The organism is Flavobacterium stagni, from assembly GCF_004122105.1.
GTDB classification, from domain to species: Bacteria; Bacteroidota; Bacteroidia; order Flavobacteriales; family Flavobacteriaceae; genus Flavobacterium; species Flavobacterium stagni.
The window spans coordinates 85,097-108,881 of sequence record NZ_SBKN01000008.1 but is presented as its reverse complement, the minus strand read 5'-3'; the positions used below and the strand labels follow the sequence as shown (position 1 = coordinate 108,881).

The window sequence follows — 23,785 nt, the reverse complement described above, 5'->3', positions numbered from 1 at the left end:
TTGTTGGAATAAGTAATGTAAAGTTAGCGATTTAAAATGAATTCAAATTTGATTTTTCAATCCCTTCGATGCGTCCATTTTCTTCCATCGCATTTAAATCTTCTAATGACAACGATTCCTTTTGTTTGCCGTAGTTGGAAGGTATATCCAGATCCTCTAAATCAAAATAGGTGTCTTGGACATATTCGTTGACCAACACTTGAAATGTGGTCCCTTTTCGTTCTAAAATTTTAAATGTCGAATAATAGCCATTTTCCGTTTCATAAAGCACAACATCTCCTTTTTGAAGTTGCTCGAGTGGGTAATCGGTATGCGATTTTACATACCAATTTTTTAAGAATAGGCAAATCACTACTAGTATAACTGCCGAACCTGTAAAAGTCCAAACTGGGAATATTCTTTTTTGATGGGCAATAGCATCTACTTTTGATTTGCTCGATTGGGGTAAATCAGCATATTCAATATAAGCATTGCAGTGGGTACAATGAATTTCCCCGTGACGCTTGACGGGAAATAGCGGAATAAACGTCAAATGTGTATAATCGCAATACAATTGGAGTTCGAAATCCACTTGGTTCAATTGACAATGGGGGCAATTTCCTTGAAAGGTGGCCGCATGACGCAAGTGCGTTTTTGTGCCTAAGATGACAATCATAACTTAGCCCAAATGGTTTTGCGCTCCAATGCTAATCGGATTTCATTGTCTAATAAATCACTAAAGGCAATTTGTGCATGAGCGGCTTGTTGCGGGAAAATACTTTGTGGCGACAACCCCGGATTGGTATTCATCTCGATGAAATGCGGAATTCCGTCCATGATGATGAAGTCGGTTCTCGAAAAACCCGTCATTCCCAAAGCCTCATAAGCCTTCTTGGCAGTGGTTTTCACCAAAGCTTCAATGGCGGCATCCAATCGGGCAGGCGTTATTTCTTCGGATTTACCTTGGTATTTGGCTTCGTAATCAAAAAAAGCATTTTGAGAAACAATTTCTGTTATTCCCAAAACCATAACTTCCCCGCGATAGCGTAAAACACCCACAGAGACTTCCGTTCCTTTTAGATACGATTCAATTAAAATATCATGATCTTCTGCAAAGGCAAAGGCAAGTGCTTTTTCCAATTCGTCGATTGACTGAACCATGGAAACGCCAAGTGAACTTCCCGACTGATTCGGTTTTACGAAAAAAGGCAAACCTAATTCCGCTACCAATGCTTCCGCATGAATGGGGTCGCCGTATCGTAAATACACCGATTTGGCCTTTGGTATATCAAATTTCGAAAGTACCGATAACGTATCTCTTTTGTTGAAAGTGAGTGCCGATTGGTAAAAATTACATCCCGTATATGGTACATCAATTAACTCCCAATACGCTTGCAAATGGCCGTCTTCTCCGGGTGTGCCGTGAACGGTGTTTACAGCTACATCAAACTTGATTTTTTTTCCTTCTAGTTGAAATGAAAAATCACTTTTATCTACTGCGAATTTTTCCCCATCGATAAGAACTGACCATCCTTCTTTAAGAATGTGTACTTCATACGGCTTGTATTTTGAACGGTCTAATTGGTTTAAAATTAACTGACCACTTCGAAGCGAAATTACCGATTCATCGGAGTATCCGCCCATCACAACTGCAACGTTCATCGGGGATATTTTTTAATTGTACCTCGCAAAAATAACATAATTGTTGCAACTAAAATCCTATCTTTGCGAGAAATTGAATCGTATGAGTTTACGGAATTATTTGACCAGTAAAGTCTTTTTTGCCCAAGCAGCGGCGGCCTTGTTAATTGTAGCCGTGTTGGGTTTTTTGTTTTTTCATTGGATAACCTTTGTAACCAATCACGGTGAAGAAATTACCGTTCCTAATCTAAGTAAAATGACTCCCGAACAAGCCGAGGAGAAATTAGACGAATTAGATTTGGATTATGAAATTATTGATACGGTCGATTATATTGCTGATTTTCCGAAGTTAACCATCGTTCAACAAGAACCTACTGCAGGTAGTAAGGTAAAAGGGGGACGAACCATTTATGTGAAAATCAATGCGTCAACCTATACCATGGTTGCTGTTCCTGATTTGGTTGAAAAAACCTATCGTCAAGCAGTTCCAACACTGAAAGCCGTTGGATTACAAGAAGGTGAGATTACTTATAAACCTTACATCGGAAAGGATATGGTCTTGGAGATGTGGATGAATGGAAAAAAAATAAAAGCAGGAACCAAAGTATTGAAATCCTCCAAAATTGATCTCGTTTTGGGTGATGGAAAAGTGGTTTTTGAAGAAACTGAAACGGATTCTATTCCGGATACCGAACCCCAAGATAGTTTAACGGATGGATTCTAATACCCCATGGTTAGAACCCGAGGACGAACTTTTTGAGCATTTCCGATTTGAAGTGCCCAAAGGGCAGGGTTTGATGCGAATTGACAAATATTTGCAATTGCAAATCCCCAATATTTCACGAAATAAATTGCAAAATGCAGCTGACAGCGGTAATGTGTTGGTTAATGAAGCGGGAGTGAAGTCAAATTATAAAGTCAAACCAGGCGATATTATTCGTATTGTGCTGACCCATCCACCGTTCGAACATAAGATTGTCCCCGAAGACATACCTTTGGATATCGTATATGAAGATGATTCTTTAGTTGTCATCAACAAACCCCCAGGATTGGTAGTACATCCGGGGCATGGAAATTACACGGGAACATTGGTCAATGCTTTAGCCTATCATTATGGAAATCGTTTACCGTTGAATAGTTCAGAACGTCCAGGTTTGGTGCATCGCATTGATAAAGATACTTCAGGATTGTTAGTGGTTGCCAAAACCGAACAAGCGATGACTCATCTGGCCAAGCAATTTGAAGAAAAAACATCAGAGCGTGAATATGTGGCTTTGGTTTGGGGAAATGTTGAAGATGATGCAGGAACTATCGAGGGTAATATTGCCCGACATGTTCGCGACCGTATGCAAATGGCCGTTTTTGAGGATTCAGAAATAGGAAAACATGCGGTTACTCATTATAAAGTCTTGGAACGATTGGGCTATGTGACCTTGGTTTCTTGTAAATTAGAAACGGGTCGCACCCACCAAATCCGTGTGCACATGAAGCACATCGGACATACATTATTCAATGATGAACGTTACGGAGGTAATGCCATACTTAAAGGAACAACCTTCACCAAATACAAGCAATTTGTGGAAAATTGTTTTAAAGTATTACCCCGTCAGGCGCTTCATGCCAAGACATTAGGGTTTGTGCATCCTGTAACGGGAGAAATGATGCGATTTGACTCAGAAATCCCGAATGATTTAGTGGAATGTGTGGAGAAATGGCGCACCTATTCCAAATCGCATACGTTAGAAGAAGAATAAAAAAAAGCCTCCGATATTATTTCGGAGGCTTTTTTTAGTTGATGATTACCTTTTGGGTAACCGATTCCAAACCGGATTCTAATTTAAAGAAATAGAAACCACTGGGTATATTTTCAATTTGCAATTGTTCATTGGCAAAAGAAGGGTGTTCGAAGTGCATCACTTCTTGTCCATTTAAATTATACACAGCAATGCGATCAATACTTGTATTCGTCTGCACATAAACCGCATGATTGTTGGATGGATTTGGGAAAATACCCACATCAGTTGTGTCAAAATGATCATTGGCCAAAAAGATATTCGGCCAACGGTTCTGAGCCACAGGTCCGCCCCAAATACGTGTCGCTAAATACGGATTATCAATGAAAGGATTGCGATTGCCTTGTGCATACGTATTACTCGTATTGTTCATGTAAGTGTTTCGGTTATCTTCATTTTGAGTAACCGGATCATCGGCGTTCCATTGCAATAATAAATCAATCATATTGCTATCCGATGCGACAGGAGAACCCACCACAACAGCTGTAGGCAAACATTGTGAACCATAGCGTAAGTACATATACATTAGAATTCGAGCAATATCACCTTTCCATTCGTCACCAGGATACCAATTGTTAGCTCCAATTGTATATGATGCTGTGCCAGAACCTGTAGCATACAAACGATTTCCACGAGAGGCATTACGTTGGACATCACAAGCACGAAGCATGTGTGCATCAGCACCGGGTCCGATTTGACCTAAATCGGGCGTTCCCAATGACTGGGCATAAATATGTTCGCGATTCCAGTCACCATTTGTCCCGCTATTCGCATTTTTATCACGGGTGCGGTCATTGGTTACGTCGGCATCACTTCCAGATTCCCAACCATATACCAATAATACATTGGCTGTATTTGTTGGATCTAAATCTACTGCTTTAATGGCGTTCCAAACACCTGGTGTGTAAGTTAATTCATTGGTATGTGTTGTTGTAATTTTAGTAGCTAAGGCATCTTTGAGACTCATTCCGGTTAATGTCCAGTTGAATCCGTTGTAATATGGATTTGCTGGGGCTCCGTTTTGAGCCGACAAAATCCCGATGGCAAAGGTTGCCAATACTGTAAAAATTTTATTCATTCGTTAAGTTTATTTTCGTTCTAATAAGGCCATATAGAAGCCGTCGAATCCTGATTCGTGGGCAAGGACTTTTACATCCTTGACAAAGGTAAAGGATTTCCCAGTTTCAGTGCTTAAAAAATGCTTAATTTGTTCCTGATTTTCAGAAGGTAAGATGGAACAAGTAGCATAGACTAATTTGCCGCCCGGCTTAACCATTTTGGAATAATTTTCCAAAACTTCAGCTTGTACTTTTCGGATGTTATCTAGAAATTCGGGTTGCAATTTCCATTTCGAATCGGGATTGCGTTTTAATACGCCCAATCCACTACAAGGTGCGTCAATCAAGACACGGTCTGCTTTTTCATGAAGTTTTTTGATGACTTTTGTGGAGTCAATCACACGGTAATCAATATTGTGAGCGCCATTTCTACGGGCACGTAATTTGGATTCTTTTAATTTGCTTTCGTACAAATCCATGGCAATGATTTGTCCTTTGTTTTCCATTAGGGATGCTAAATGCAAGGTTTTTCCTCCCGCACCTGCGCAAGCATCTACGACTTTCATTCCAGGTTTGACATCCAATAAAGGTGCAACCAATTGGGATGAACCGTCTTGTACCTCAAACCAACCTTCTTTAAAGACATCGGTTAAGAATACATTGGCACGTTCGGGTAAAATCAACCCGTCAGGTAAATTGGGTATGGGTTCGGTGACAATGTTCAAGTCCATTAATCGGGCTCTCACTTTCTCACGCGTAGTTTTTAAAGTGTTGACGCGAAGCACCACATCAGCCAAGCGATTTTGTGCTGCAATTTCTTTAGTCCAAATTTCTTCACCCAATTCTTGAACTCCAATTTCGTCCATCCAATCCGGAATAGACTCGCGCAGTTTACGCACTTTGGATAATTCGTCAAATCGACCTTTGATTTTTCGTTGCGGGGTATCTTCAAAATATTTCCAATCGGGTAGAGGATAACCACGTAATACGGCCCATACGGCAAACATTCGCCATAGTTTATCCCGATCAAAAGGAGCTTTTACTTCCGCAATTTCTGCATACAATCGTTTCCAACGAACCAGGTCGTAAATCGTCTCTGCTACAAATTTTCGATCGTGACTTCCCCAGCGTTTGTCTTTTTTGAGCGAACGGGCAACCACTTTGTCGGCATATTCGCCTTCATTGAAAATCGCATGAAGGGCATCAATCGTAGTAAAAACTAAATTACGGTGTAATCTCATTGTAAAAAAAGTAAGCCTGCAAATGTAGGGCATTTTTTCATTTTGATAAACAGGAATTTTAAAATACTTCGAAGCGATTTTATTGGATAAAAAAAGCAGTTCAAATCGAACTGCTTTTCCTTATTTTAATTTTTTTCTAATTCACAATTTTGATGGTCCAATCGGCGCATCTCGATTCGTTCGGGCGCATGCAAAACCATTGGGAACTGTTCGACTTTTACCGAACTCGAATCCAAACCAAACCCTTTTTCTTCAGAGAGGGAGTATTTTTTCAAAACGAAATATGAATTCATTACGATGTTTTCAAAGAAGGTTATGTCACTGTCATTAGACAAAAATTTCTCAGATAAGACAAATTTGAAATCTCCGATAATATTGTTTTTATTTAAGGATTCATAACGGCTGGTAATGTCCACTTCACCATTATGAACCATATCTTTAATTACTTCCTTAAACATCAAATTGATTTTTGTCGCTTCACGGAAGCCCAAATAGAAGTCGATACGGTACAAATCATCTTTAATAATCTCGGTAACTTTATATTCTTTACGATAGGGTTCGTTCAATACATTCACATGGATAAACCAGTACATATCGGCACGTTTCGGACGTTTTTGAAGAATGGAGTACATCACTTTTTCTTCAATTTCATCGGTTCGGTTGGAGTTGGTCATGTACACCAAATGAGTCGCATACTTTGGGATGGATAAGTCCAAACTCAATTCAGCCAAAACCTTTTTATAATTGTCAATTTTTACAATTTTGGTGTAGTTTTTACTAATCTTTTTCGCTAAATACCAAGTAGACATGATCCCGATCAAAAGTAAGGCGATGAAAAGCGTAACAAAACCTCCGTCCATGAATTTGACAATGTTAGCAGCTAAGAAACTAAATTCGATGGCTAAATAAGTGATGATTAATGGGGCAATGAAGTACCATTTCACCCTTTTCATGATCAAATAATAGTTTAACAAAATGGTGGTCATAATCATGCACAGAATAATGGCTAATCCATACGCATGTTCCATATTGCTGGATTCTTTGAAGTACAACACGATTCCAACACAACCTAAAAATAGTAACCAGTTGATGGACGGAATGTATAACTGACCTTTTTGATCGGTGGGGAATTTGATGCGAACTTTTGGCCAGAAATTCAAGCGCATCGCCTCATTAATTAAGGTAAACGAACCGCTAATTAATGCTTGTGATGCAATTACAGCCGCTAATGTTGCCACTACGATTCCGATAGGTTGGAACCACTTAGCCATAATTAAATAAAACGGATTCGGGTTCGAACTTCCTAAATCCATCAAGGTTAGTCCTTCATGAGATAGTAAATAGGCTCCTTGTCCGAAGTAATTTAAGATCAACGTAGTTTTGACAAACATCCAACTCACTCGAATGTTTTTACGTCCACAGTGTCCCATGTCCGAATACAAGGCTTCAGCCCCAGTTGTACATAAAAATACAGCTCCTAGAATAAAAAACCCCTGATCGCTAATATCGCTGGTTAAAAGGTGATAGGCATAATAGGGATTTAAAGCTTTAAATACATTTAAATTTTGTGTCATTTGGATAACACCCAAAACGCCCAACATGGTAAACCAAATCAACATCATTGGGGCAAAGAATTTCCCAACCAACTTGGAACCAAACTGTTGTATCGTAAACAATACAAATAAAATACTGATAACAATCGGAATAGTAGGAATATCTGGATTAAAGTTGCGTAATCCTTCAACCGCAGAAGAAACCGATACGGGTGGAGTAATAATACCGTCGGCTAAAAGGGCACTACCGCCAATAATAGCAGGAACGATTAACCACTGAATTTTCGTGCGTTTCACCAAAGCATACAAGGCAAAAATACCGCCTTCACCATGGTTATCTGCTCCCAAGGTCAGGATAACGTACTTTAATGTAGTTTGTAATGTTAGGGTCCAAAAAATACAGGATAGACCTCCTAAAATTAAATCTTGTGATATCGGACTGTCGCCGATAATGGCTTTCATTACATACAATGGGGAAGTACCAATGTCTCCATAGATTATCCCCAGGGTTACCAATAATCCCGCAGCAGAAAGTTTGCCATGGAGATTTTGATGTGAATGCGAACTCATAAAAAAATATTAAAAAAGTGTACAAAGGTATTACTTTTCAATATTCTAAAATAAAAAAGCACCGAAATAATTCGATGCTTATTTTGTGCTATTTTAACGACGACCGCCACCTGATGATCGACCGCCACCACCTCCAGTGTTAGAGGGCGAACTTCCCATAGAACGACCTCCTCCTGATGGAGCTGAATAATCTTGTCGACCACCACCATAACTTTGTGTGGGTTCAACTCGCGGACTTGGTGCCACATAATCTTGTCTTGAGGGTCGCGGACTACTTGTTGTCGAACTTGAATAGTCTTGACGAATAAGTCTAGGTGATTCTGGGGTTACAGAATAATTTTGACGGATAGGTCTCGGACTACTTGTTGTTGAGCTTGAATAGTCTTGACGAATGGGTCTCGGACTACTTGTTGTTGAATTTGTATAGTCTTGACGAATAGGTCGCGGAGATTCTGTTGTAACTGAATAATCTTGGCGAATAGGTCGTGGACTGTTTGTTGTCGAACTAGTATAGTCTTGACGAATGGGTCGCGGAGATTCTGTTGTAACTGAATAATCTTGACGAATAGGTCGCGGACTGTTTGTTGTTGAATTTGTATAGTCTTGACGAATAGGACGAGGTGATTCTGTAGTTGCAGAATAGTCTTGACGAATGGGTCGTGGACTGTTTGTTGACGAACTTGTATAGTCTTGACGGACAGGGCGTGGCGATGCAGCATTTGTCCAATTTCCACGTACGTTTCCGTCGTTTGTAGGACGTACATTATCATTTCCACGAACACTTGAATTTCCACGAGGATTATTGACATCTCTTGTTCCTGCTAAGGCATCGCGCGTATCCGGATAAGCAACATTTCTTGTTGGACGAGTGCGGTCCAATTCATATCGATTGGCTATGCCATGGTTACGGTAGGCAAAAGAGCGATTTGGATATTGACGTTCGTAATAATTGCATCGACGACCATAATAATGATTGTAAGCTACATGACAACGACGATAATTCACATAATTGTAATAGTAATTAAAATTGATGCATAAGCCGATGTGGTGACGGTATCTAAAAATTGGATAGGGATTCCATGCATAATAATAGGTTGGATAATATCCCCAGTACCATGTCGAACAATAAGGACGGTAATAGGGAGTCCAAAAATAGTTATAGATAATAGGTGTACTCACATAAACCGGCTCATAAATATAATTTGGACCATACATATAAACATCACCGACTACTTGAACTTGAACTTGTTTTGTTCTCGGATTAGTTTCCACTTCAACGGTAGCAACATCTTGATATTGGTCTCTGGCGAGCACGGCTTGCAAGACAATAATATGTTGGTTACCTTCAATGGATTCTACCACACGCAGATAATCCACTTGATTATCATTGTTTAAATCCAAATTTGAAATGGGAGTCTTTGGGTCATTTAATCGGCGTTCAAAGTCTTCTAAATCTCGAGAATCGCCAAAAATGGATGCCACAGCTCGTAAATCTAAATTGTCACTTATTTCCGAATTGGTGGCACTTACCGTAGTTCGGTCTTGGGACCAACCCAATGAGCAAAGTCCGCTCATCATTATGCTAAAAAGTAAATTCGCTTTCATAACCGTATCTATTTATGATTTGATTTTGGAAAACCAAACACTGTGCCAAAAAAATCAATAGCTTGTGAATTTTGGTGTTGAATTTCCTATTTTCGTAGAAAAAACAAGGGTTTATGCGAACTATTATTTTTTCAATATTGACGGTTATCGTATTTCAATCGTGTAGTTCAACCCAAAATAGGGTGCAATCCGTACAAAAAGAAGTTGTACTCAATGACACCATAAGTATTCGGGCATTAGTAGTATCCAAAAAGCAGCTTTGGTATGCCGGAAGTCAGTCCAAAGCGGGAACACTATTTTTGGATACCAAAGTACACAAACAAGTACACTTGCCTACCCCAAAAAAAGTTGAATTTCGATCGTTAGCCTATAATAATTACGATGTATTTTTTCTTTCGATTGGTAACCCTGCCCAATTGTTTGCCGGTACGGATCAATTGCATCATCTTCACGAAGTCTACAACGAGTACCATGAAAAAGTTTTTTACGATGCCATCGCTTTTAGTGATAACCAACACGGAATTGCTATTGGTGACCCAACGGATAAAGCGTTAGCTGTGCTTTTAACCTCAGATGGCGGTAAAAATTGGCACCGAATTCCCGAAAGCGATGCACCCTTACTTGCCGAAGGTGAAGCAGCCTTTGCGGCAAGTAATACCAATATTATTACCCAAAAAAATACCATTTGGGTAATTACCGGAGGAAAGAAATCGCGAATTTGGAAATCCGTTGATTACGGAAATCATTGGCAATGTATCGAGATTCCTATAAAACAAGGTGGAGAAATGACCGGAGCCTTCAGTGCGGCTTTCTATAATTCTAAAATTGGAGTGGCAGCTGGCGGTGATTATAGTCAGCAAAATTCTAAAGACAGCAATCTTGTACTAACCTTGGATGGAGGAATTACTTGGAAAAAAATAACGTATGCTGAAGGGCCTGGCTATATTTCTTGTATACAATTTGTTCCGGGAAGTCAAGGGAAAGAACTGGTAACTACTGGTGCTGGTGGGACATACTATTCGGCCGATCAAGGCGCACATTGGATACAACTGGATGCAGATGCTACATTTTATACCTTGCGATTTTTAGATAAGAGTACCTATTTTGCTGCGGGCAAAAATAAAATAATGAAGTTTACATTAGTAAGAGGAAAATGAAAAAAGCAGTTTATCTAGGACAAACTGCTCTCATATTGTAACGAGTAATCGTTACGGGTTTCACACTCTCATGTTTAATTTCTTGCACGACGGTCGCGCAATTGTTCGACCAATTTACGGTTAAATTCTTCTTCAGCACGTTTTAGCTTTAAAATTTTTACCGCAGGGAGCACATTTTTTAAATCGGCAACAAATTTTTTACGCAATTTATAGAGTTCGTCTTCGGTGCTTTCCATTTGATTTAATGCGGCTTGCGCTTCTTTTTCACTCATTTTATCCAATTGATCATCGTCTTGACGATCCATGTAGGATTTTACTTTTTGTTTTCGAATTTCAGCTTGCTTTTCTTCAAAAGCATTGTAGATGGGCCAAAATTTTGCGGCTTCATCTGGTGTCAAATTGAGTTCTTGCGTAATAAAGGCTACCTTTTGCGATTTCACTTGTTCTTTTTTCTCTTTGATACGTTCCTTTAAACGTGCACCGGGTTGAGCTTGCACTTGAAATATAGCGAAGAACAATAATAGTAAAGTCGTGTAAATCGTTTTGTTTGTGTTTGTTTTCATAAGTATTCTCAAATTTATTCGGTAATGTATTGTTCTAAATCACCATTTTCAATTAAAACTTCTTCTAATATTTTTGCTTCTGTAGTGTTTTGATGTAAACTATCCAAAGCCGTTGTATTGAGGTAATCGATGTAGGCCTCATCCATTAAATCCGTATGTTCTGCCACATAGGATTCCACGGCTGCCCAATGCGCTTCTTCATCATTTTGTACTTGTATTTTCCAATAAAATCCAATTCCCAATCCTATTACAAGAATGGCAGCAATCGACATCAGGGGTTTTTTATACCGATCCCATAAAGAAATAGGAACGGGTGTGTCATCTATTAGATTCAATAGGTTCTGAGCATTGGCATCAAAAAAGCCCTCTGGGACAGTAAACCCCGATTTGATTTTGTTTTGCTCGTCTATTTGAAATGGTTTCATACTACTTTGACTTTATCCTTTTTATAAGGTTTAATGGGTATTAATATAATCTTCAATTTTTTTTACAGCATGGTGATAAGATGCTTTCAATGCGCCCACCGAAGTGCCGAGTATTTCCGATATTTCTTCGTACTTCAACTCTTGAAAGTATTTCATTTTAAATACCAATTGTTGCTTTTCGGGTAGCGTAGCAATCGCTTTTTGCAATTGAATTTGAAAAGCATCCCCCTCAAAATACACATCACTTTCCAATTGTTGAATTGCTTTTTCCTGAAATTCTGCAGATGTAAAACCTTGTCGTTTTGCTTTTTGATTCAGATGCGTAATCGCTTCATTGGTAGCAATGCGGTACATCCAAGAAAAAAGTTTGCTTTCTCCTTTGAAATCTTTCAAATATTGAAAAACCTTGACAAAGGTATTTTGCAATACATCATCCGCATCATCATGATTTAAAACAATATTTCGAATGTGATGGTACAGCGGTTTTTGATACGTATGCAAAAGCACCCCAAACGCTTGTTGTTGCGTTTTTGGATCTAGCAATTCCCGTATGAATGCTTTTTCATCTTTCAAAATGCCGTATTTGTATATAAGATGGGAAAAAACGAAAAAGGTTTAATCGTTTTTATTCTACTACCGGAGGTTTAGGTACTTGGGTTCGACTCGTATCCGAAATAATAGGTGCTGCTACTCGTGCATTGGTGGGTTGCACCGGAATATAAATTTCCGTCACCCATTCCGACGGATGCGGTGTATCTTCCATGCTTTTTTGGTAGACTTCAGTAATGTTTAAATGCGTGAGGCGCAACCATTTTTTTTGATTGATAAAATGCAATCCTTTCTTCCAAGCCTGTTGGCTGTGGGAATAATCTCCTTTGAGTGTTGTTTTCAACGCTTTAAACGGAGGATAAACCATAAAAGTAATGTCACTTCCTTCTTCGATACGAATGCTGTCCCGAACCGGCATACAAACCGAAAGTGCGACTTGATGGGTGGCTCGATCGTATTGGTGGTATACAATAAAAGGTTTGCCGTTACGTGTGATTTTATTTTTATCAAAAAAATACTGCATGCGCGGAAGCAAGGTCTTGATCGTGCGAGTAACATCATTATCAGAACAACGTGCATATTGCTTTAAGCACATAATTCGTGGTCGATCCACCGCTTTATCCACTTTAATTGAATAAGTATTAATTTCTTTTTGAATGGCGTTTTTTAAATTGAGTAAAGTGCGGTCATATACATTTCCCATTGTCGATTGAACGCCACCTTTGAAAAAAGCTTTGGCTTTGGAATTGAAATCCAACTTACCTTTGATTGTATAGGTGATTTTTGTTCCTCCTGCCGAGTCTTTAAACTGCCATTGAAAAGTGGTAATTCGACCGTCTTCATTCATTTCATTGAAGAGGTATTTTTGATCAACCGCGTTTTTGGTTAAAAGTGTTCCTTCGCGATTGCCTGACCATTTTGCAGTTGCTCCTTTACCTGCGGCGTTTCCGGGGTAAGTGTAGTTGACCCCTGAGTCGTCAAGAATCCATGAGGCAAAGGTTTCCCAATTACGGATGTTATCCACATAATCAAAAACAACTTGTCTCGGATTTTTAATGAAGATACTACGGGTTACAGAATAGGTCGGTTTTTGGGTAGCAACAAATACAGCCGTACCAAAAGCAAAAAGCACCAAAAGGAGTAAAAGGTATTGTAAAATCTTCATTTTAGGAGCATTCGCTGTAAAAGTAAGAAAATAACCGAACGATTATCAATGTTTCGTCACAAATTTTATGACAAAAAGAAACAAGACAAAAGCAAAAAACGCTAATAAAATTTTATAATTTCCTTTGTAAAATAATTGATGTAATGCTTTATCTTTTCGGTAAGCAATTACCATTGCCGTTACAAATGCTATAATGAAAATGACCGCAAAAATAAGTTGACCTTTAGTAAACATGGGTTTTCAATAGTTTTTAACAAAGGTAGCGAAACATCACGATTCTTTGTATTTTCGAGTACAAATTTAAAGGTATGCAAAAACAATTAAACGCAGTTAAAGAATTTCATACTGCATTTGGACTAGGGGTGAGTGAGTCTCCAAAAGCCGACTTAGGGGCGCAAACCAATTTACTTCGGTTTAATTTGATGAAAGAAGAAAATGAAGAGTATTTAGAAGCTGTTCAAAATAATGATTTGATCGAAATCGCCGATGCTTTAGGGGATATGCTTTATATTTTATGTGGCACCATTCTCGAACACGGATTGCAACACAAGATTGAAGCGGTTTTTGACGAAATTCAACGCAGCAACATGAGTAAATTGGGTGAAGATGGAAAACCTATTTACCGCGAAGACGGAAAGGTAATGAAAGGCCCCAATTATTTTAAACCTGATTTTGATTCCATTTTAAAGTAATATTTTCAACAATTTTGCATTTGCCAGTATACATCATTTTTTTTATAGTCCTTTTTATTGGGATACGCCTCAATTATGTTCACCGTGGCTATCAACGGTATAAAAAGACGTCTAATTTTTCATTTCTTCGAAACGAATTAATTTACACGGCTATTTATTTAGGTCTTATATATGGCTTCATCATTTTTGTACAATCGGATGGACTGCATTTCTAAATTCAAATTAGGATTCCTAATTGTATTGGGACTTTCAATGGGCTGTAAACAAGAAGCGCATGAGCCTGTTCGTTCCCAAAAAAAAGTGTGGTTTAAAGCCTTGCATCAATCTGGGGATTTGGTGGAATACCGCCATGAATTAACCCTATACACCGACAGTACATTTGTTTATGATTCCAAAGAAAAAGATCATGGACATTCCAAATATGAAAAATTTGAAGGCATAGCTTTTATTCAAAACGATACCCTACATTTCAGTCGGAACGATATGAATGGCGCCGGTAGTAAAGCGGTTTTGAAAAACGGAATGCTGGAGTTTGCCAACGGGACTAATAGCTTTCGATTGGAAGTTGTCGAAAATCATACGCCTTTGAAATCGGTTATTAATCTCCGTAATCACCCGGATTATGCGCTTTTTACGTATTATCCCAGTAAAAAAAGAGACCGCAATACACCCTATGATTTGAGCCCGGCCGAATTTGAAAAAGTTCGAGAGCTCATCCATTGTGTTTTTGAAGAGCAAAAAGCAAATCTCAAATCCAATCAAGACTACATCAAGCAATTGATTCCGTATCGTAACAAAAAAGGAGAATTGGAAGTTAGAGTCAATATGTTCTGCAATGACAAACTAGATCCCAACGGTTTCAAGTACCGCACCATTCTTATGAATGATGGTGGGAAATGCAATGTCACGTTTGTGGTCATTTTTAAATCCAATTATTATGTGGATTTTTCGGTAGCCGGTGAGGCTTAAGAGCATTGAAATTACACGTTTAGATTTTCTGCCAAGAACTTTTGAGCCTCTTGTTGACCTTTTTCATCCCAAACAATATGTTCGATATGGTGGGTAATGCCATCTTGCGTGTGTATTGTTATGGCATCCTCTTCGATTTCAAAATGAGTAATGCTTCCATGGGGAAGTGTATTTGAAAATTTTTCGCCCAAAATCAATAAACCATCGTTTTCCCAGCGCAGTTCTGTTGCCGCTGGTTTTTCAAACGCCTGTGTAATAAGAACAAGACTGAAAAAGACCGTGATGGTTTCAACATGATAGGTGTTGTCAAAAAATAAGCGTCCAAATCCTGTAAAAAATAACAAGGCCACACCCGCCACCAAACTCAACGATATAACTGAATGATGCGTTTGTCGTTGAATGGGTAACGTATTGGGTTTTGGTTTTTCAGGAAATAAAATGGGGGCCATGAATGTCGCAACACTAAACAATAAGCTTAGCACATAACTCGCAGAAAATAGAAAAGTAATTCCGTAGTAATAGCCACAAAAAAGAACGATTCCTTGTAGTAAAAAGGCTCCAGTTTTAATATAATACGTGATTGGGTAATGCATATTTCTTTGGTGTTATTCTAAAATTCGCTGCACAAATACACTATGCAACCAACGGTTAAATTTAAATCCTGTCTCCTGTAATATGCCTTTAACTTCAAATCCCATGCGTTGGTGAAAAGCTATACTGCCTTCGTTTTCAGCATCAATGACACCAATTAATGTATGGATGTTTTGTTTTTTGGCCGATGTTATTAATTCGTCCAAAAGTAATTTTCCAATGCCTTTTCCTTGCCAGTCGGGATGCGCATAGACCGAATGTTCCACTGTAAATTTATAGGCTTCCCGAAACCGAAATTCGCTATAATACCCAAAACCCACCACTTGTGAATCACAAACTGCTACAAAAATGGGAAACCCTTTGTCTAATTTATCTTGAAAAATTGCCGTTTGTTGCTCCAAGGTACGCACCGTATAATCATACAAGGCTGTGGAATGGAGAATGTTATGATTGATTATCTCCAAAATAGGAGGTAAGTCGGTTATACTATAAGGTCGAATCGAAATTTCCATGTTCAAAAATACAAATAAATCAGGTGTTTTTACGTAGTGTTGTTTTGACGCTAGGTCGTAATTTCGTCCCGTATGAAACCACTAGACACACTGATAGCTTGGATCATGCCAAAGGCGATACTTTGGGTATCAATTTTGTTGGAGGGGCAGTATCTGGGACCGGCTTTACTGACTTTTGGCTTGGTTCTAGTACTCTCTCTAAGTTATTACGCATGGAAAAAATGCGACGGGACACATGCCGAACGTTGCCGAATCTTGTCACGTTTATTTTATGTACTCCTTCTTCTAATCATTTGTCATTGGTTTTTTTCGGATATTACCCGCTAAGTTATCCTTATTAATATTTTCAAAAAATAGTTTTCGTTCGAAGTGGGCTTCGTACCTTTGTACTCCATTAGTAATACACATGGTCTATCCTAAAATTCCTTTGGCCCAGTCGGTTATTGAACTATTCCGACACAAAGGCATTCAACATATCGTGATTTCTCCAGGTTCGCGTAATGCGCCGTTAACCATCGGGTTTGCACAGCATCCCGATTTCCATTGTTACAGCATTGCAGACGAACGCTCTGCGGCTTTTTTTGCTTTGGGACTCGCGCAACAACTACGCAAACCAGTCGCAGTCGTTTGTACATCCGGTTCGGCGGTATTGAATTATTATCCCGCTGTGGCAGAAGCTTTTTACAGTCAGATTCCATTAATTGTTGTCTCAGCCGACCGACCTTTAGCAAAAATTGATATCGGCGACGGGCAAACCATTCGGCAACAAAATGTTTTGGCCAATCATACCGTATTCAATGCCAATTTAACCGAGGATGCTAACGCTGAAAACGACTTGTTAATTCACGAAGCCATTGAATTGGCTATTCGTCAAAAAGGTCCGGTGCATATAAACGTACCCTTCGAAGAACCTTTGTATGAAACCGTCAATGAGTTATCTGTTGAGGTGCAAATCATTTCTTCTGCAGTAAAAGATACCGTGGTAAACGAACCTTTTGCGGATTTGGCCCAAATTTGGAACGCCGCTACCAAGAAATTAGTACTTGTTGGCGTAAACGATCCCCATCAACTGGACCAAGAAATTGTAAATCGTTTGGCCCAAGATCCATCAGTGGTGGTGATGATTGAAACTACGTCCAACTTGCACCATCCGGATCTAATCAATACCATTGATACCATCATCACTCCCTTTACGGAAGCCGACTTTAAAGCCTTTCAACCGGATATATTGATTACGTTTGGCGGCATGATTGTGTCCAAACGCATCAAAGCGTTTTTGCGAAAATACCAACCCCAACACCATTGGCATATTGATCCGCTTCGGGCCTACGATACATTTGGCTGTTTGTCCTATCATGGAAAAGTACATCCCAATACTTGGTTTCAATCGTTTTTCAATTTTACGACGACAATTGAAAGTTCGTACCGCCAACAAGCATTGACGATTCGCGAACACCGTCGTGAAAAGACAACGGCTTATTTAGCATCCATTCCCTTTTGTGATTTTAAAGTATTTGAAAAGGTATTACCCGCCTTACCCGAACACTCGCAATTGCAAATCAGTAACAGTTCGGCCATTCGCTATGCACAACTCTTTGATATTGATCCCAGTATCGAAGTGTATTGTAATCGCGGAACCAGCGGTATCGACGGAAGTACATCAACTGCTATTGGTGCAGCTGTCGCAAGCGGGAAACCCACCACTTTAATCACCGGCGATATCAGTTTTTTATACGATAGTAACGCACTTTGGAACGCCTACATCCCCAAAAATTTCACTATTATTTTGTTAAATAATGGCGGTGGCGGCATCTTTCGTATTTTGCCCGGCCACGAGGAAACACCAGTATTCAATACCTTTTTTGAAACCTCACATTGCTTTACGACCCAACATTTGGCCGCGATGTACGGATTCGAATACCATACCGCTTCAAATGAAGAAAGTTTAGAAGCAGCACTAAAAACTGTATTCACAAATTCAGCACAACCCCAATTGTTGGAAGTTTTTACACCAACACTCGAAAACGATCATTATTTACTTCAATTTTTTAAATCACTGGTTTAAAAGTAATAACCATACCTCATGAACATCGGAAAGACCAATACCCTAACCATTGCCCGCGAAACCACAGTGGGACTATTTTTAACTGACGGAACTACAGACGTTTTATTGCCGCGAAAATACATGCCCAAAGTGTATGAAGTAGGGGAGGAAATCGACGTGTTTCTCTATCTGGACCACGAAGAACGTCCTGTTGCGACTACCTTGCGGCCGTACGTGCAGTTAAACGAATTTGCCCACTTGAAGGTCAATTACATGAACGAATACGGGGCATTTTTGGATTGGGGATTGGAAAAAGATTTGTTTGTCCCTTTTCGGGAACAAGCCCAACGGATGGAAACCGGGAAACGCTATTTGGTCTATGTTTTTTTAGATGAAAAAACCAACCGACTCGTGTCTTCCAGTCGCATTCACCGCTTTATTCAAGAGGAAAATGTTACGCTCGAACCCGGTCAGGAAGTCAAAGTCATGATTACCCATTTTTCGGATGCAGGTGTCAATGTGATCATCGAACATCAATTTCGCGGACTTGCGTTTCAAAATCAAGTGTTTGATGAAACCTTGAAATTTGGGAAAACTTACAAAGCCTATGTGAAACAAGTGCGCCCCGATGGAAAGGTCGACATTTCATTTCAAAAACAAGGTTTGGAACAAATTGATGCCGCAGTGCAGAAAATTTTAGCCGAACTCAATGCCAATCGCGGCTTTTTGGGTTTGCACGACAATTCGCATCCCGAAGACATTAAAACAGTCCTGAAGATGAGTAAAAAGACGTTTAAAAAAGCGGTGGGCCAACTCTACAAAGACCGACGTATCGATATCCGAGAGAACGGAATTTATTTGAAATAAAGAAGAGACATAAGGGGTTCACATGGAATCCCTTTTTTTTTTTTTTTCAAGATTTTTAGTTGTTTTATTTTAGGTAAAAGGAGCACAAGCTAGTGCCCCGCTCTCATTTCCTCCCGCTATCCGCTTTATCCCTTCACTGCGTTACGGGGATACCGCTCCTATCGGGGCTAAAAAACACGATTTTATTTTCAATCGTATTTTAACTTCATTTTAAATTGAAATTAAAAAAATAAACTTACATTTGTATATACAAATATTGCAGTATGCAACGCAAACAATTTATCAAATTAGCCGCAGGAGGAGTAGTTATGTCAGCATTAGGTCCGTTATACAGTTGGTCAAAAGATTTTAAAGAGAATGGGGTAGTGATGCCCGTATTATTTATTGGCCACGGTTCGCCCATGAACGGCATTGAAGACAATGATTTTTCTAAAAGTTGGGCCGCCATGGGCCAAAGTATTCCCAGACCCACAGCTGTACTCGTGGTATCGGCACATTGGTTAACCCGCGGCACGCACATTACGGCTATGGAACAACCCAAAACCATACACGACTTTGGTGGCTTTCCCGACGAATTGTTTCGGGTGCAATATCCCGCACCGGGTTCCCCTGAACTCGCTATAGAAACACAGAAAATAATTACTTCAGTTCCGGTCGAATTGGATCACGAATGGGGTTTAGATCATGGCACTTGGACCGTGGTACGCCATATTTACCCCAAAGCGGATATTCCGGTGTTGCAATTAAGTATCGATTACAGTAAGTCGCCGCAATTCCATTATGATTTAGCCAAAGAATTGAGTGCTTTACGCAAAAAAGGAGTATTGATTATCGGTAGTGGAAATATGGTACACAATTTAGGAAAAGTCGCTTGGGATAAGTTAAACGAACCCGAATACGGTTACGATTGGGCTTTGGAAATCAACCAAACGTTTAAAGATAAAATTGTAGGGAAAGACCACAAGTCCTTGATTGAGTATCAAAAATTAGGTTCCGCCGCACTGTTGGCCATTCCAACTCCCGATCATTACTATCCCTTATTGTACACGTTGGGTTTACAAACTGAAAAAGATACGATTCAATTCTTCAACGATAGAGCAGTAGGCGGTTCATTGACGATGACTTCCGTAAAAATTGGCTAGTTAATCGTTTAGTTAACCTCAATTTCGGGATTCATTTTTTGTAGTGTAGCCAGAAATTCATCTGCATTTTTTGGCGAAATAAAAATGTCGTCAAATTGATTGTAAGTGATAATAAATCCCTTGACATCCAAAGCGGGTTTCAACGTAACGGGAACGAAAAGTCCGGAATGCTTGCGAATCTTTTTGATGTGATCAATCGCTATTTTACCACGAATGGGTCCGGAACGATACAACAAAACATTATTACGAAGTACATAGCGCGTATCCAACAAAACCCAAAGTATAAACAACGTTACTAATCCCATTACTATTCCAGCAGGCCAGGTAAGCGTGTTTTCGCGATAAGCGTTGATAAGTAAGAAGGTCATTCCTACAACCAATCCCCAAAGGATAAGTGTAGTGAAGCGATTTTGTGAAGAGAAATAACGGTTCATGGTAACTAATGTAGGTTAGTAACAAAAATTTGGTGGGTATAAATGTAGACAATTACTTTGAATTCGCCAATGAAAATTGGCGAACAAATGGGGCGTATTTTTGCAGCTTTTTGAACATATCAAAGTCAAAACAAAAAGAATTTATTGTATTCTAAAGTTAATAAACACTGTATTATTGTGAAAAAATAGGTTCGACATTCTGCGGATATGGCCTAAATTTACACTACTTTAGAATTTATTCTTATCGATTAATAACTTACTTATAAACTACTAAAAATGAGCGAAATCAATTGGAAAACCGTTCGTGAATTCGAAGATATCACTTATAAAAAATGCAACGGCGTGGCCCGAATCGCGTTTAATCGCCCCGATGTGCGTAATGCGTTCCGACCCAAAACGACCTCCGAATTGTTGATGGCGTTTCACGATGCCCAAGAAGATACGTCGATTGGTGTGGTGCTGTTGTCTGCGGAAGGTCCGTCTTCCAAAGACGGGGTTTGGTCCTTTTGTTCAGGAGGCGATCAAAAAGCTCGCGGACATCAAGGTTATGTGGGCGATGACGGATACCACAGATTGAATATTTTGGATGTGCAACGCCTCATTCGTTTCATGCCCAAAGCGGTAATTGCCGTTGTTCCCGGATGGGCCGTAGGTGGCGGACATAGTCTCCATGTTGTTTGTGATTTGACATTAGCCAGTAAAGAACACGCCATTTTTAAACAGACCGATGCCGATGTTACTAGTTTTGACGGTGGTTACGGTTCGGCTTATTTAGCCAAAATGGTCGGACAGAAAAAAGCCCGTGAAATTTTCTTCTTAGGTCGCAATTATTCTGCGCAAGAAGCATTTGAAATGGGTATGGTGAATGAGGTTGTACCTCATGACGAATTGGAAAGTACGGCTTACCAGTGGGCGCAAGAGATTTTAGCCAAATCACCAACTTCCATCAAAATGTTGAAATTTGCCATGAACCTTACTGACGATGGTATGGTTGGCCAACAAGTATTTGCCGGGGAAGCCACGCGATTAGCGTATATGACCGACGAAGCCAAAGAAGGTCGTGATGCCTTCTTGGAAAAACGCAAACCGAATTTTGATAAAAAGTGGTTGCCGTAAGCGTGACTAGTTACTAGTGATTCGTTGTCATTCTAAGGATTTTAATAGCAATTAACCCGAAAAGCCAAACATCATCTTTCCTATGGAAAATTTTACCAATAACGAACTCAATATTGTCGACTTACCCCAATTTGAATCGGTTACATTACAACGATTACAGACAAAATACCGCCGTGTCTTGGCGGTGAATATTGGCGTTGTGCTTTTAATCGAACTCATTATTTTACTCATTCTTACGCTCAAACCCGAAGAACTGTCTACTAAGGATGTACTCTTCTTTTGGTTAGGTGGAGGAATTATTGGCTTCTGTGTTGTATGGCTTACGTTATTGGGTTTTCGAAAAAAGGGCTACGCCTTTCGGGAACACGATTTGATTTTCCAATACGGCGTGATTGCGACCAACACGAAAATCATACCCTACAACCGGGTGCAACATGTGGCCTTGCATGAAGGATTGATTTCACGCTACTTAGGGTTGGCTCAGGTCGAAATCTACACGGCGGGTGTGCAAGGGGGGGATATTAAAATTCCGGGGTTATTGAAAGACGATGCCGAGCGAATCAAACAATTGTTGATGGGTAAAATTCAAAAAGAATTGTAATGGCAGTCAATTTTCACGAGCCCCAAAGACAATCCAAAATAGGAGTTCTCGTCCTGTTTTTGGATACCTTGTATAAGATACTCCGCGGATTTGCGCCGCTGCTTTTGGTTGTATTTATCAATGGTGGCAAAATCAGTATGTTTTTATTATTCATGGGGTTAGTGGGAACCTTTTTAATTGTGAGTTGTGTGGCTTATTTGCGGTACACCAACTTTACCTTTCATATCGATCCCAATACCGATGAATTTATTGTATACGACGGTATTTTATCCAAAACCAAAACGGTCGTTCAACTGCAAAAAATTCAGCAGGTGAACATCACTCAAAATCTTATCCAACGTATTATTCGGGTTTATGGGGTGCAAGTGGATACTGCGGGGTCGGATAAACACGAGTCGGAGATCAAAGCGATTTCTCACGAATTGGCCTTGGAACTGAAAGCCAAATTGTTGGATGCACACAAAGTGGCGACCGTATCTTCAACTACAGAAGTGGATGAACCGAATTCAGAGATAAAGCCGTCTACTTTTCTAAAAATCAATTTAATAAGTTTGTTTAAAGTTGGGATTACGTCCAATTATATCAAAAGTGTGGGATTGATTCTAACCTTCTTTTTTTCTGTTTGGGGAAAATTGCACGAAATTGGAAAAGAAGAATGGTTGGAAGATAAAATCAGTGAACAAGATTGGATGGTAAATTCCATCGCTTATTCCATTTTATTCGGATTCTTGGTGCTTTTTACAGTGGTTTTTTTAATGAATGTGGTACGAACAGTCATTCGTTATTTTAACTATACCATGACAGAACAAAAAGGGTCACTACTGATCTCTTTTGGTTTAATCAATACAAAAAATACAATACTCAGACCCTCACGCGTTCAGTTTGTTACCTTTTCTCAAAATTATTTTCAGAAGAAACTGGATGTGCTCGAATTGAAAATTAAACAAGCGGTAACCGACGAAAAGAACCATCACAAAGACCGCATTGAAGTACCCGGTTGTAATCAACATGAAAAGAAAGCAATTTTGAAATTGATCTACGGGAAACAACCCGAACAAGGCATGCTACTGAAATCCAATTGGCGCCGGTTGGTTTTTGCCCTTTTCTTGACCATCGTTATTCCACTTTGTATTCTTATTCCGATTGTGAATAATTCCCCCGAATTGCAAGTGTCGGAAGTCTATGGTGTCATTATGGGCTATGTTTTGTTGATGGCGACTTATCAATTTTTTGCTTACAAAACCTACCGATTTTTTGTAGGTGAAAACTACATCATGCGTCAAACCGGAGCGTGGGATATCGCGCATGATATTTTGGAAACCGATAAAATTCAAGCCATTACAACTTCACAATTGTTTTGGCACAAATCCCTGAATATTGGCTCGGTAACTTTACATACCGCAGCTGGAAATATCAGTTTTTATTTAGCTAACTTTGAAACACTAAAACACTATGTGAACGGATGGCTTTATCAAGTAGAAAGTCACGATCACAATTGGATGTAATTTAAAATAAAAC

General features: G+C 39.4%; 24 protein-coding genes. 11 read left to right on the top strand and 13 right to left on the bottom strand.

The genetic code is table 11. From position 1 onward, the window contains the following. Window positions 1-31: 31 nt before the first annotated feature. A complete protein-coding gene (locus tag EQG61_RS12435) occupies window positions 32-655 on the bottom strand; it encodes a hypothetical protein (protein WP_129462272.1) in 624 nt (207 codons plus the stop codon). Beyond that, window positions 652-1,641, bottom strand: coding sequence for a D-alanine--D-alanine ligase (locus EQG61_RS12430; RefSeq protein WP_129462271.1), 990 nt, complete (start codon window positions 1,639-1,641; stop codon window positions 652-654). Before EQG61_RS12430 ends, EQG61_RS12435 begins: the two co-directional genes overlap by 4 nt. 82 nt (window positions 1,642-1,723) lie before the next feature. Here EQG61_RS12430 and EQG61_RS12425 point away from each other — a divergent pair, with 82 nt between their 5' ends. Continuing rightward, window positions 1,724-2,344, top strand: coding sequence for a PASTA domain-containing protein (locus EQG61_RS12425; RefSeq protein ID WP_129462270.1), 621 nt, complete (start codon window positions 1,724-1,726; stop codon window positions 2,342-2,344). Beyond that, window positions 2,334-3,374: an RluA family pseudouridine synthase gene (locus EQG61_RS12420; protein ID WP_129462269.1), complete on the top strand. Its 1,041-nt coding sequence runs from the start codon at window positions 2,334-2,336 to the stop codon at window positions 3,372-3,374. Before EQG61_RS12425 ends, EQG61_RS12420 begins: the two co-directional genes overlap by 11 nt. Before the next feature lie 34 nt (window positions 3,375-3,408). Here the strand turns inward: EQG61_RS12420 and EQG61_RS12415 are convergent, their stop codons facing one another. From EQG61_RS12415 to EQG61_RS13865, 4 genes are all read right to left on the bottom strand, one after another. After that, window positions 3,409-4,491, bottom strand: a complete 1,083-nt coding sequence (locus tag EQG61_RS12415) for an endonuclease (RefSeq protein WP_129462268.1) — start codon at window positions 4,489-4,491, stop codon at window positions 3,409-3,411. A gap of 9 nt (window positions 4,492-4,500) precedes the next feature. Further along, on the bottom strand, window positions 4,501-5,712 hold the full coding sequence (locus EQG61_RS12410) for an RsmB/NOP family class I SAM-dependent RNA methyltransferase (RefSeq protein WP_129462267.1): 1,212 nt from the start codon (window positions 5,710-5,712) through the stop codon (window positions 4,501-4,503). A 125-nt stretch (window positions 5,713-5,837) separates the two neighbouring features. Next, window positions 5,838-7,835: a KUP/HAK/KT family potassium transporter gene (locus EQG61_RS12405; RefSeq protein ID WP_129462266.1), complete on the bottom strand. Its 1,998-nt coding sequence runs from the start codon at window positions 7,833-7,835 to the stop codon at window positions 5,838-5,840. Between the two features lie 93 nt (window positions 7,836-7,928). Continuing rightward, entirely contained in the window at window positions 7,929-9,440 is a 1,512-nt protein-coding gene (locus EQG61_RS13865) for a hypothetical protein (RefSeq protein ID WP_206733888.1), read from the bottom strand. 113 nt (window positions 9,441-9,553) lie between these two features. On the opposite strand from EQG61_RS13865, the gene EQG61_RS12395 reads away from it, so the two are divergent. Then, the gene (locus EQG61_RS12395; RefSeq protein ID WP_129462265.1) at window positions 9,554-10,597 is read left to right on the top strand and encodes a WD40/YVTN/BNR-like repeat-containing protein; all 1,044 of its coding nucleotides are present in this window, start codon (window positions 9,554-9,556) and stop codon (window positions 10,595-10,597) included. 74 nt (window positions 10,598-10,671) lie between these two features. Here the strand turns inward: EQG61_RS12395 and EQG61_RS12390 are convergent, their stop codons facing one another. Genes EQG61_RS12390 through EQG61_RS12375 form a run of 4 tightly spaced genes read right to left on the bottom strand, consistent with a single transcriptional unit; the run spans window position 10,672 to window position 13,299 of the window. Then, window positions 10,672-11,160 (bottom strand): sensor of ECF-type sigma factor, encoded by a 489-nt coding sequence (locus EQG61_RS12390; RefSeq protein WP_235829066.1) that lies wholly within the window; start codon window positions 11,158-11,160, stop codon window positions 10,672-10,674. 14 nt (window positions 11,161-11,174) lie between these two features. Further along, on the bottom strand, window positions 11,175-11,585 hold the full coding sequence (locus EQG61_RS12385) for a hypothetical protein (RefSeq protein WP_129462264.1): 411 nt from the start codon (window positions 11,583-11,585) through the stop codon (window positions 11,175-11,177). 30 nt (window positions 11,586-11,615) lie between these two features. Beyond that, window positions 11,616-12,158: an RNA polymerase sigma factor gene (locus tag EQG61_RS12380; RefSeq protein WP_129462263.1), complete on the bottom strand. Its 543-nt coding sequence runs from the start codon at window positions 12,156-12,158 to the stop codon at window positions 11,616-11,618. A 52-nt stretch (window positions 12,159-12,210) separates the two neighbouring features. Beyond that, entirely contained in the window at window positions 12,211-13,299 is a 1,089-nt protein-coding gene (locus EQG61_RS12375; protein WP_129462262.1) for a GyrI-like domain-containing protein, read from the bottom strand. 308 nt (window positions 13,300-13,607) lie between these two features. Between EQG61_RS12375 and EQG61_RS12365 the strand changes: the two genes are divergently transcribed. Both EQG61_RS12365 and EQG61_RS12360 read left to right on the top strand, forming a co-directional pair. Continuing rightward, entirely contained in the window at window positions 13,608-13,991 is a 384-nt protein-coding gene (locus EQG61_RS12365; RefSeq protein ID WP_129462260.1) for a pyrophosphohydrolase domain-containing protein, read from the top strand. A gap of 171 nt (window positions 13,992-14,162) precedes the next feature. Then, window positions 14,163-14,960, top strand: a complete 798-nt coding sequence (locus EQG61_RS12360) for a hypothetical protein (protein ID WP_129462259.1) — start codon at window positions 14,163-14,165, stop codon at window positions 14,958-14,960. Between the two features lie 11 nt (window positions 14,961-14,971). Here EQG61_RS12360 and EQG61_RS12355 read toward each other — a convergent pair whose 3' ends face one another. Both EQG61_RS12355 and EQG61_RS12350 read right to left on the bottom strand, forming a co-directional pair. Beyond that, window positions 14,972-15,553: a hypothetical protein gene (locus tag EQG61_RS12355; RefSeq protein ID WP_129462258.1), complete on the bottom strand. Its 582-nt coding sequence runs from the start codon at window positions 15,551-15,553 to the stop codon at window positions 14,972-14,974. Between the two features lie 12 nt (window positions 15,554-15,565). Then, window positions 15,566-16,063, bottom strand: a complete 498-nt coding sequence (locus tag EQG61_RS12350) for a GNAT family N-acetyltransferase (protein ID WP_129462257.1) — start codon at window positions 16,061-16,063, stop codon at window positions 15,566-15,568. A 406-nt stretch (window positions 16,064-16,469) separates the two neighbouring features. Between EQG61_RS12350 and menD the strand changes: the two genes are divergently transcribed. From menD to ygiD, 3 genes are all read left to right on the top strand, one after another. Then, window positions 16,470-18,128: a 2-succinyl-5-enolpyruvyl-6-hydroxy-3-cyclohexene-1-carboxylic-acid synthase gene (gene menD / locus EQG61_RS12345; protein ID WP_129462256.1), complete on the top strand. Its 1,659-nt coding sequence runs from the start codon at window positions 16,470-16,472 to the stop codon at window positions 18,126-18,128. 18 nt (window positions 18,129-18,146) lie between these two features. Continuing rightward, entirely contained in the window at window positions 18,147-18,974 is an 828-nt protein-coding gene (locus tag EQG61_RS12340; RefSeq protein WP_129462255.1) for a CvfB family protein, read from the top strand. A 308-nt stretch (window positions 18,975-19,282) separates the two neighbouring features. Further along, window positions 19,283-20,116 carry a 4,5-DOPA-extradiol-dioxygenase gene (gene ygiD / locus EQG61_RS12335; protein ID WP_206733890.1) on the top strand — a complete coding sequence of 278 codons (834 nt, stop codon included), beginning with the start codon at window positions 19,283-19,285 and terminating at the stop codon, window positions 20,114-20,116. Between the two features lie 8 nt (window positions 20,117-20,124). Here ygiD and EQG61_RS12330 read toward each other — a convergent pair whose 3' ends face one another. Further along, on the bottom strand, window positions 20,125-20,550 hold the full coding sequence (locus EQG61_RS12330) for a PH domain-containing protein (RefSeq protein WP_129462253.1): 426 nt from the start codon (window positions 20,548-20,550) through the stop codon (window positions 20,125-20,127). A gap of 276 nt (window positions 20,551-20,826) precedes the next feature. Between EQG61_RS12330 and EQG61_RS12325 the strand changes: the two genes are divergently transcribed. From EQG61_RS12325 to EQG61_RS12315, 3 genes are all read left to right on the top strand, one after another. Beyond that, a complete protein-coding gene (locus EQG61_RS12325; protein WP_129462252.1) occupies window positions 20,827-21,666 on the top strand; it encodes a 1,4-dihydroxy-2-naphthoyl-CoA synthase in 840 nt (279 codons plus the stop codon). 82 nt (window positions 21,667-21,748) lie between these two features. Further along, a complete protein-coding gene (locus EQG61_RS12320; protein ID WP_129462251.1) occupies window positions 21,749-22,267 on the top strand; it encodes a PH domain-containing protein in 519 nt (172 codons plus the stop codon). Continuing rightward, entirely contained in the window at window positions 22,267-23,772 is a 1,506-nt protein-coding gene (locus EQG61_RS12315; RefSeq protein WP_129462250.1) for a PH domain-containing protein, read from the top strand. Before EQG61_RS12320 ends, EQG61_RS12315 begins: the two co-directional genes overlap by 1 nt. Window positions 23,773-23,785 lie beyond the last annotated feature (13 nt).

Bases quoted from the DNA above. Each gene is read 5' to 3' on its own strand.
- EQG61_RS12435 (WP_129462272.1), bottom strand. From the start codon at position 655: ATGATTGTCATCTTAGGCACAAAAACGCACTTGCGTCATGCGGCCACC.
- EQG61_RS12430 (WP_129462271.1), bottom strand. From the start codon at position 1,641: ATGAACGTTGCAGTTGTGATGGGCGGATACTCCGATGAATCGGTAATT.
- EQG61_RS12425 (WP_129462270.1), top strand. From the start codon at position 1,724: ATGAGTTTACGGAATTATTTGACCAGTAAAGTCTTTTTTGCCCAAGCA.
- EQG61_RS12420 (WP_129462269.1), top strand. From the start codon at position 2,334: ATGGATTCTAATACCCCATGGTTAGAACCCGAGGACGAACTTTTTGAG.
- EQG61_RS12415 (WP_129462268.1), bottom strand. From the start codon at position 4,491: ATGAATAAAATTTTTACAGTATTGGCAACCTTTGCCATCGGGATTTTG.
- EQG61_RS12410 (WP_129462267.1), bottom strand. From the start codon at position 5,712: ATGAGATTACACCGTAATTTAGTTTTTACTACGATTGATGCCCTTCAT.
- EQG61_RS12405 (WP_129462266.1), bottom strand. From the start codon at position 7,835: ATGAGTTCGCATTCACATCAAAATCTCCATGGCAAACTTTCTGCTGCG.
- EQG61_RS13865 (WP_206733888.1), bottom strand. From the start codon at position 9,440: ATGAAAGCGAATTTACTTTTTAGCATAATGATGAGCGGACTTTGCTCA.
- EQG61_RS12395 (WP_129462265.1), top strand. From the start codon at position 9,554: ATGCGAACTATTATTTTTTCAATATTGACGGTTATCGTATTTCAATCG.
- EQG61_RS12390 (WP_235829066.1), bottom strand. From the start codon at position 11,160: ATGAAAACAAACACAAACAAAACGATTTACACGACTTTACTATTATTG.
- EQG61_RS12385 (WP_129462264.1), bottom strand. From the start codon at position 11,585: ATGAAACCATTTCAAATAGACGAGCAAAACAAAATCAAATCGGGGTTT.
- EQG61_RS12375 (WP_129462262.1), bottom strand. From the start codon at position 13,299: ATGAAGATTTTACAATACCTTTTACTCCTTTTGGTGCTTTTTGCTTTT.
- EQG61_RS12365 (WP_129462260.1), top strand. From the start codon at position 13,608: ATGCAAAAACAATTAAACGCAGTTAAAGAATTTCATACTGCATTTGGA.
- EQG61_RS12360 (WP_129462259.1), top strand. From the start codon at position 14,163: ATGGCTTCATCATTTTTGTACAATCGGATGGACTGCATTTCTAAATTC.
- EQG61_RS12355 (WP_129462258.1), bottom strand. From the start codon at position 15,553: ATGCATTACCCAATCACGTATTATATTAAAACTGGAGCCTTTTTACTA.
- EQG61_RS12350 (WP_129462257.1), bottom strand. From the start codon at position 16,063: ATGGAAATTTCGATTCGACCTTATAGTATAACCGACTTACCTCCTATT.
- menD (WP_129462256.1), top strand. From the start codon at position 16,470: ATGGTCTATCCTAAAATTCCTTTGGCCCAGTCGGTTATTGAACTATTC.
- EQG61_RS12340 (WP_129462255.1), top strand. From the start codon at position 18,147: ATGAACATCGGAAAGACCAATACCCTAACCATTGCCCGCGAAACCACA.
- ygiD (WP_206733890.1), top strand. From the start codon at position 19,283: ATGTCAGCATTAGGTCCGTTATACAGTTGGTCAAAAGATTTTAAAGAG.
- EQG61_RS12330 (WP_129462253.1), bottom strand. From the start codon at position 20,550: ATGAACCGTTATTTCTCTTCACAAAATCGCTTCACTACACTTATCCTT.
- EQG61_RS12325 (WP_129462252.1), top strand. From the start codon at position 20,827: ATGAGCGAAATCAATTGGAAAACCGTTCGTGAATTCGAAGATATCACT.
- EQG61_RS12320 (WP_129462251.1), top strand. From the start codon at position 21,749: ATGGAAAATTTTACCAATAACGAACTCAATATTGTCGACTTACCCCAA.
- EQG61_RS12315 (WP_129462250.1), top strand. From the start codon at position 22,267: ATGGCAGTCAATTTTCACGAGCCCCAAAGACAATCCAAAATAGGAGTT.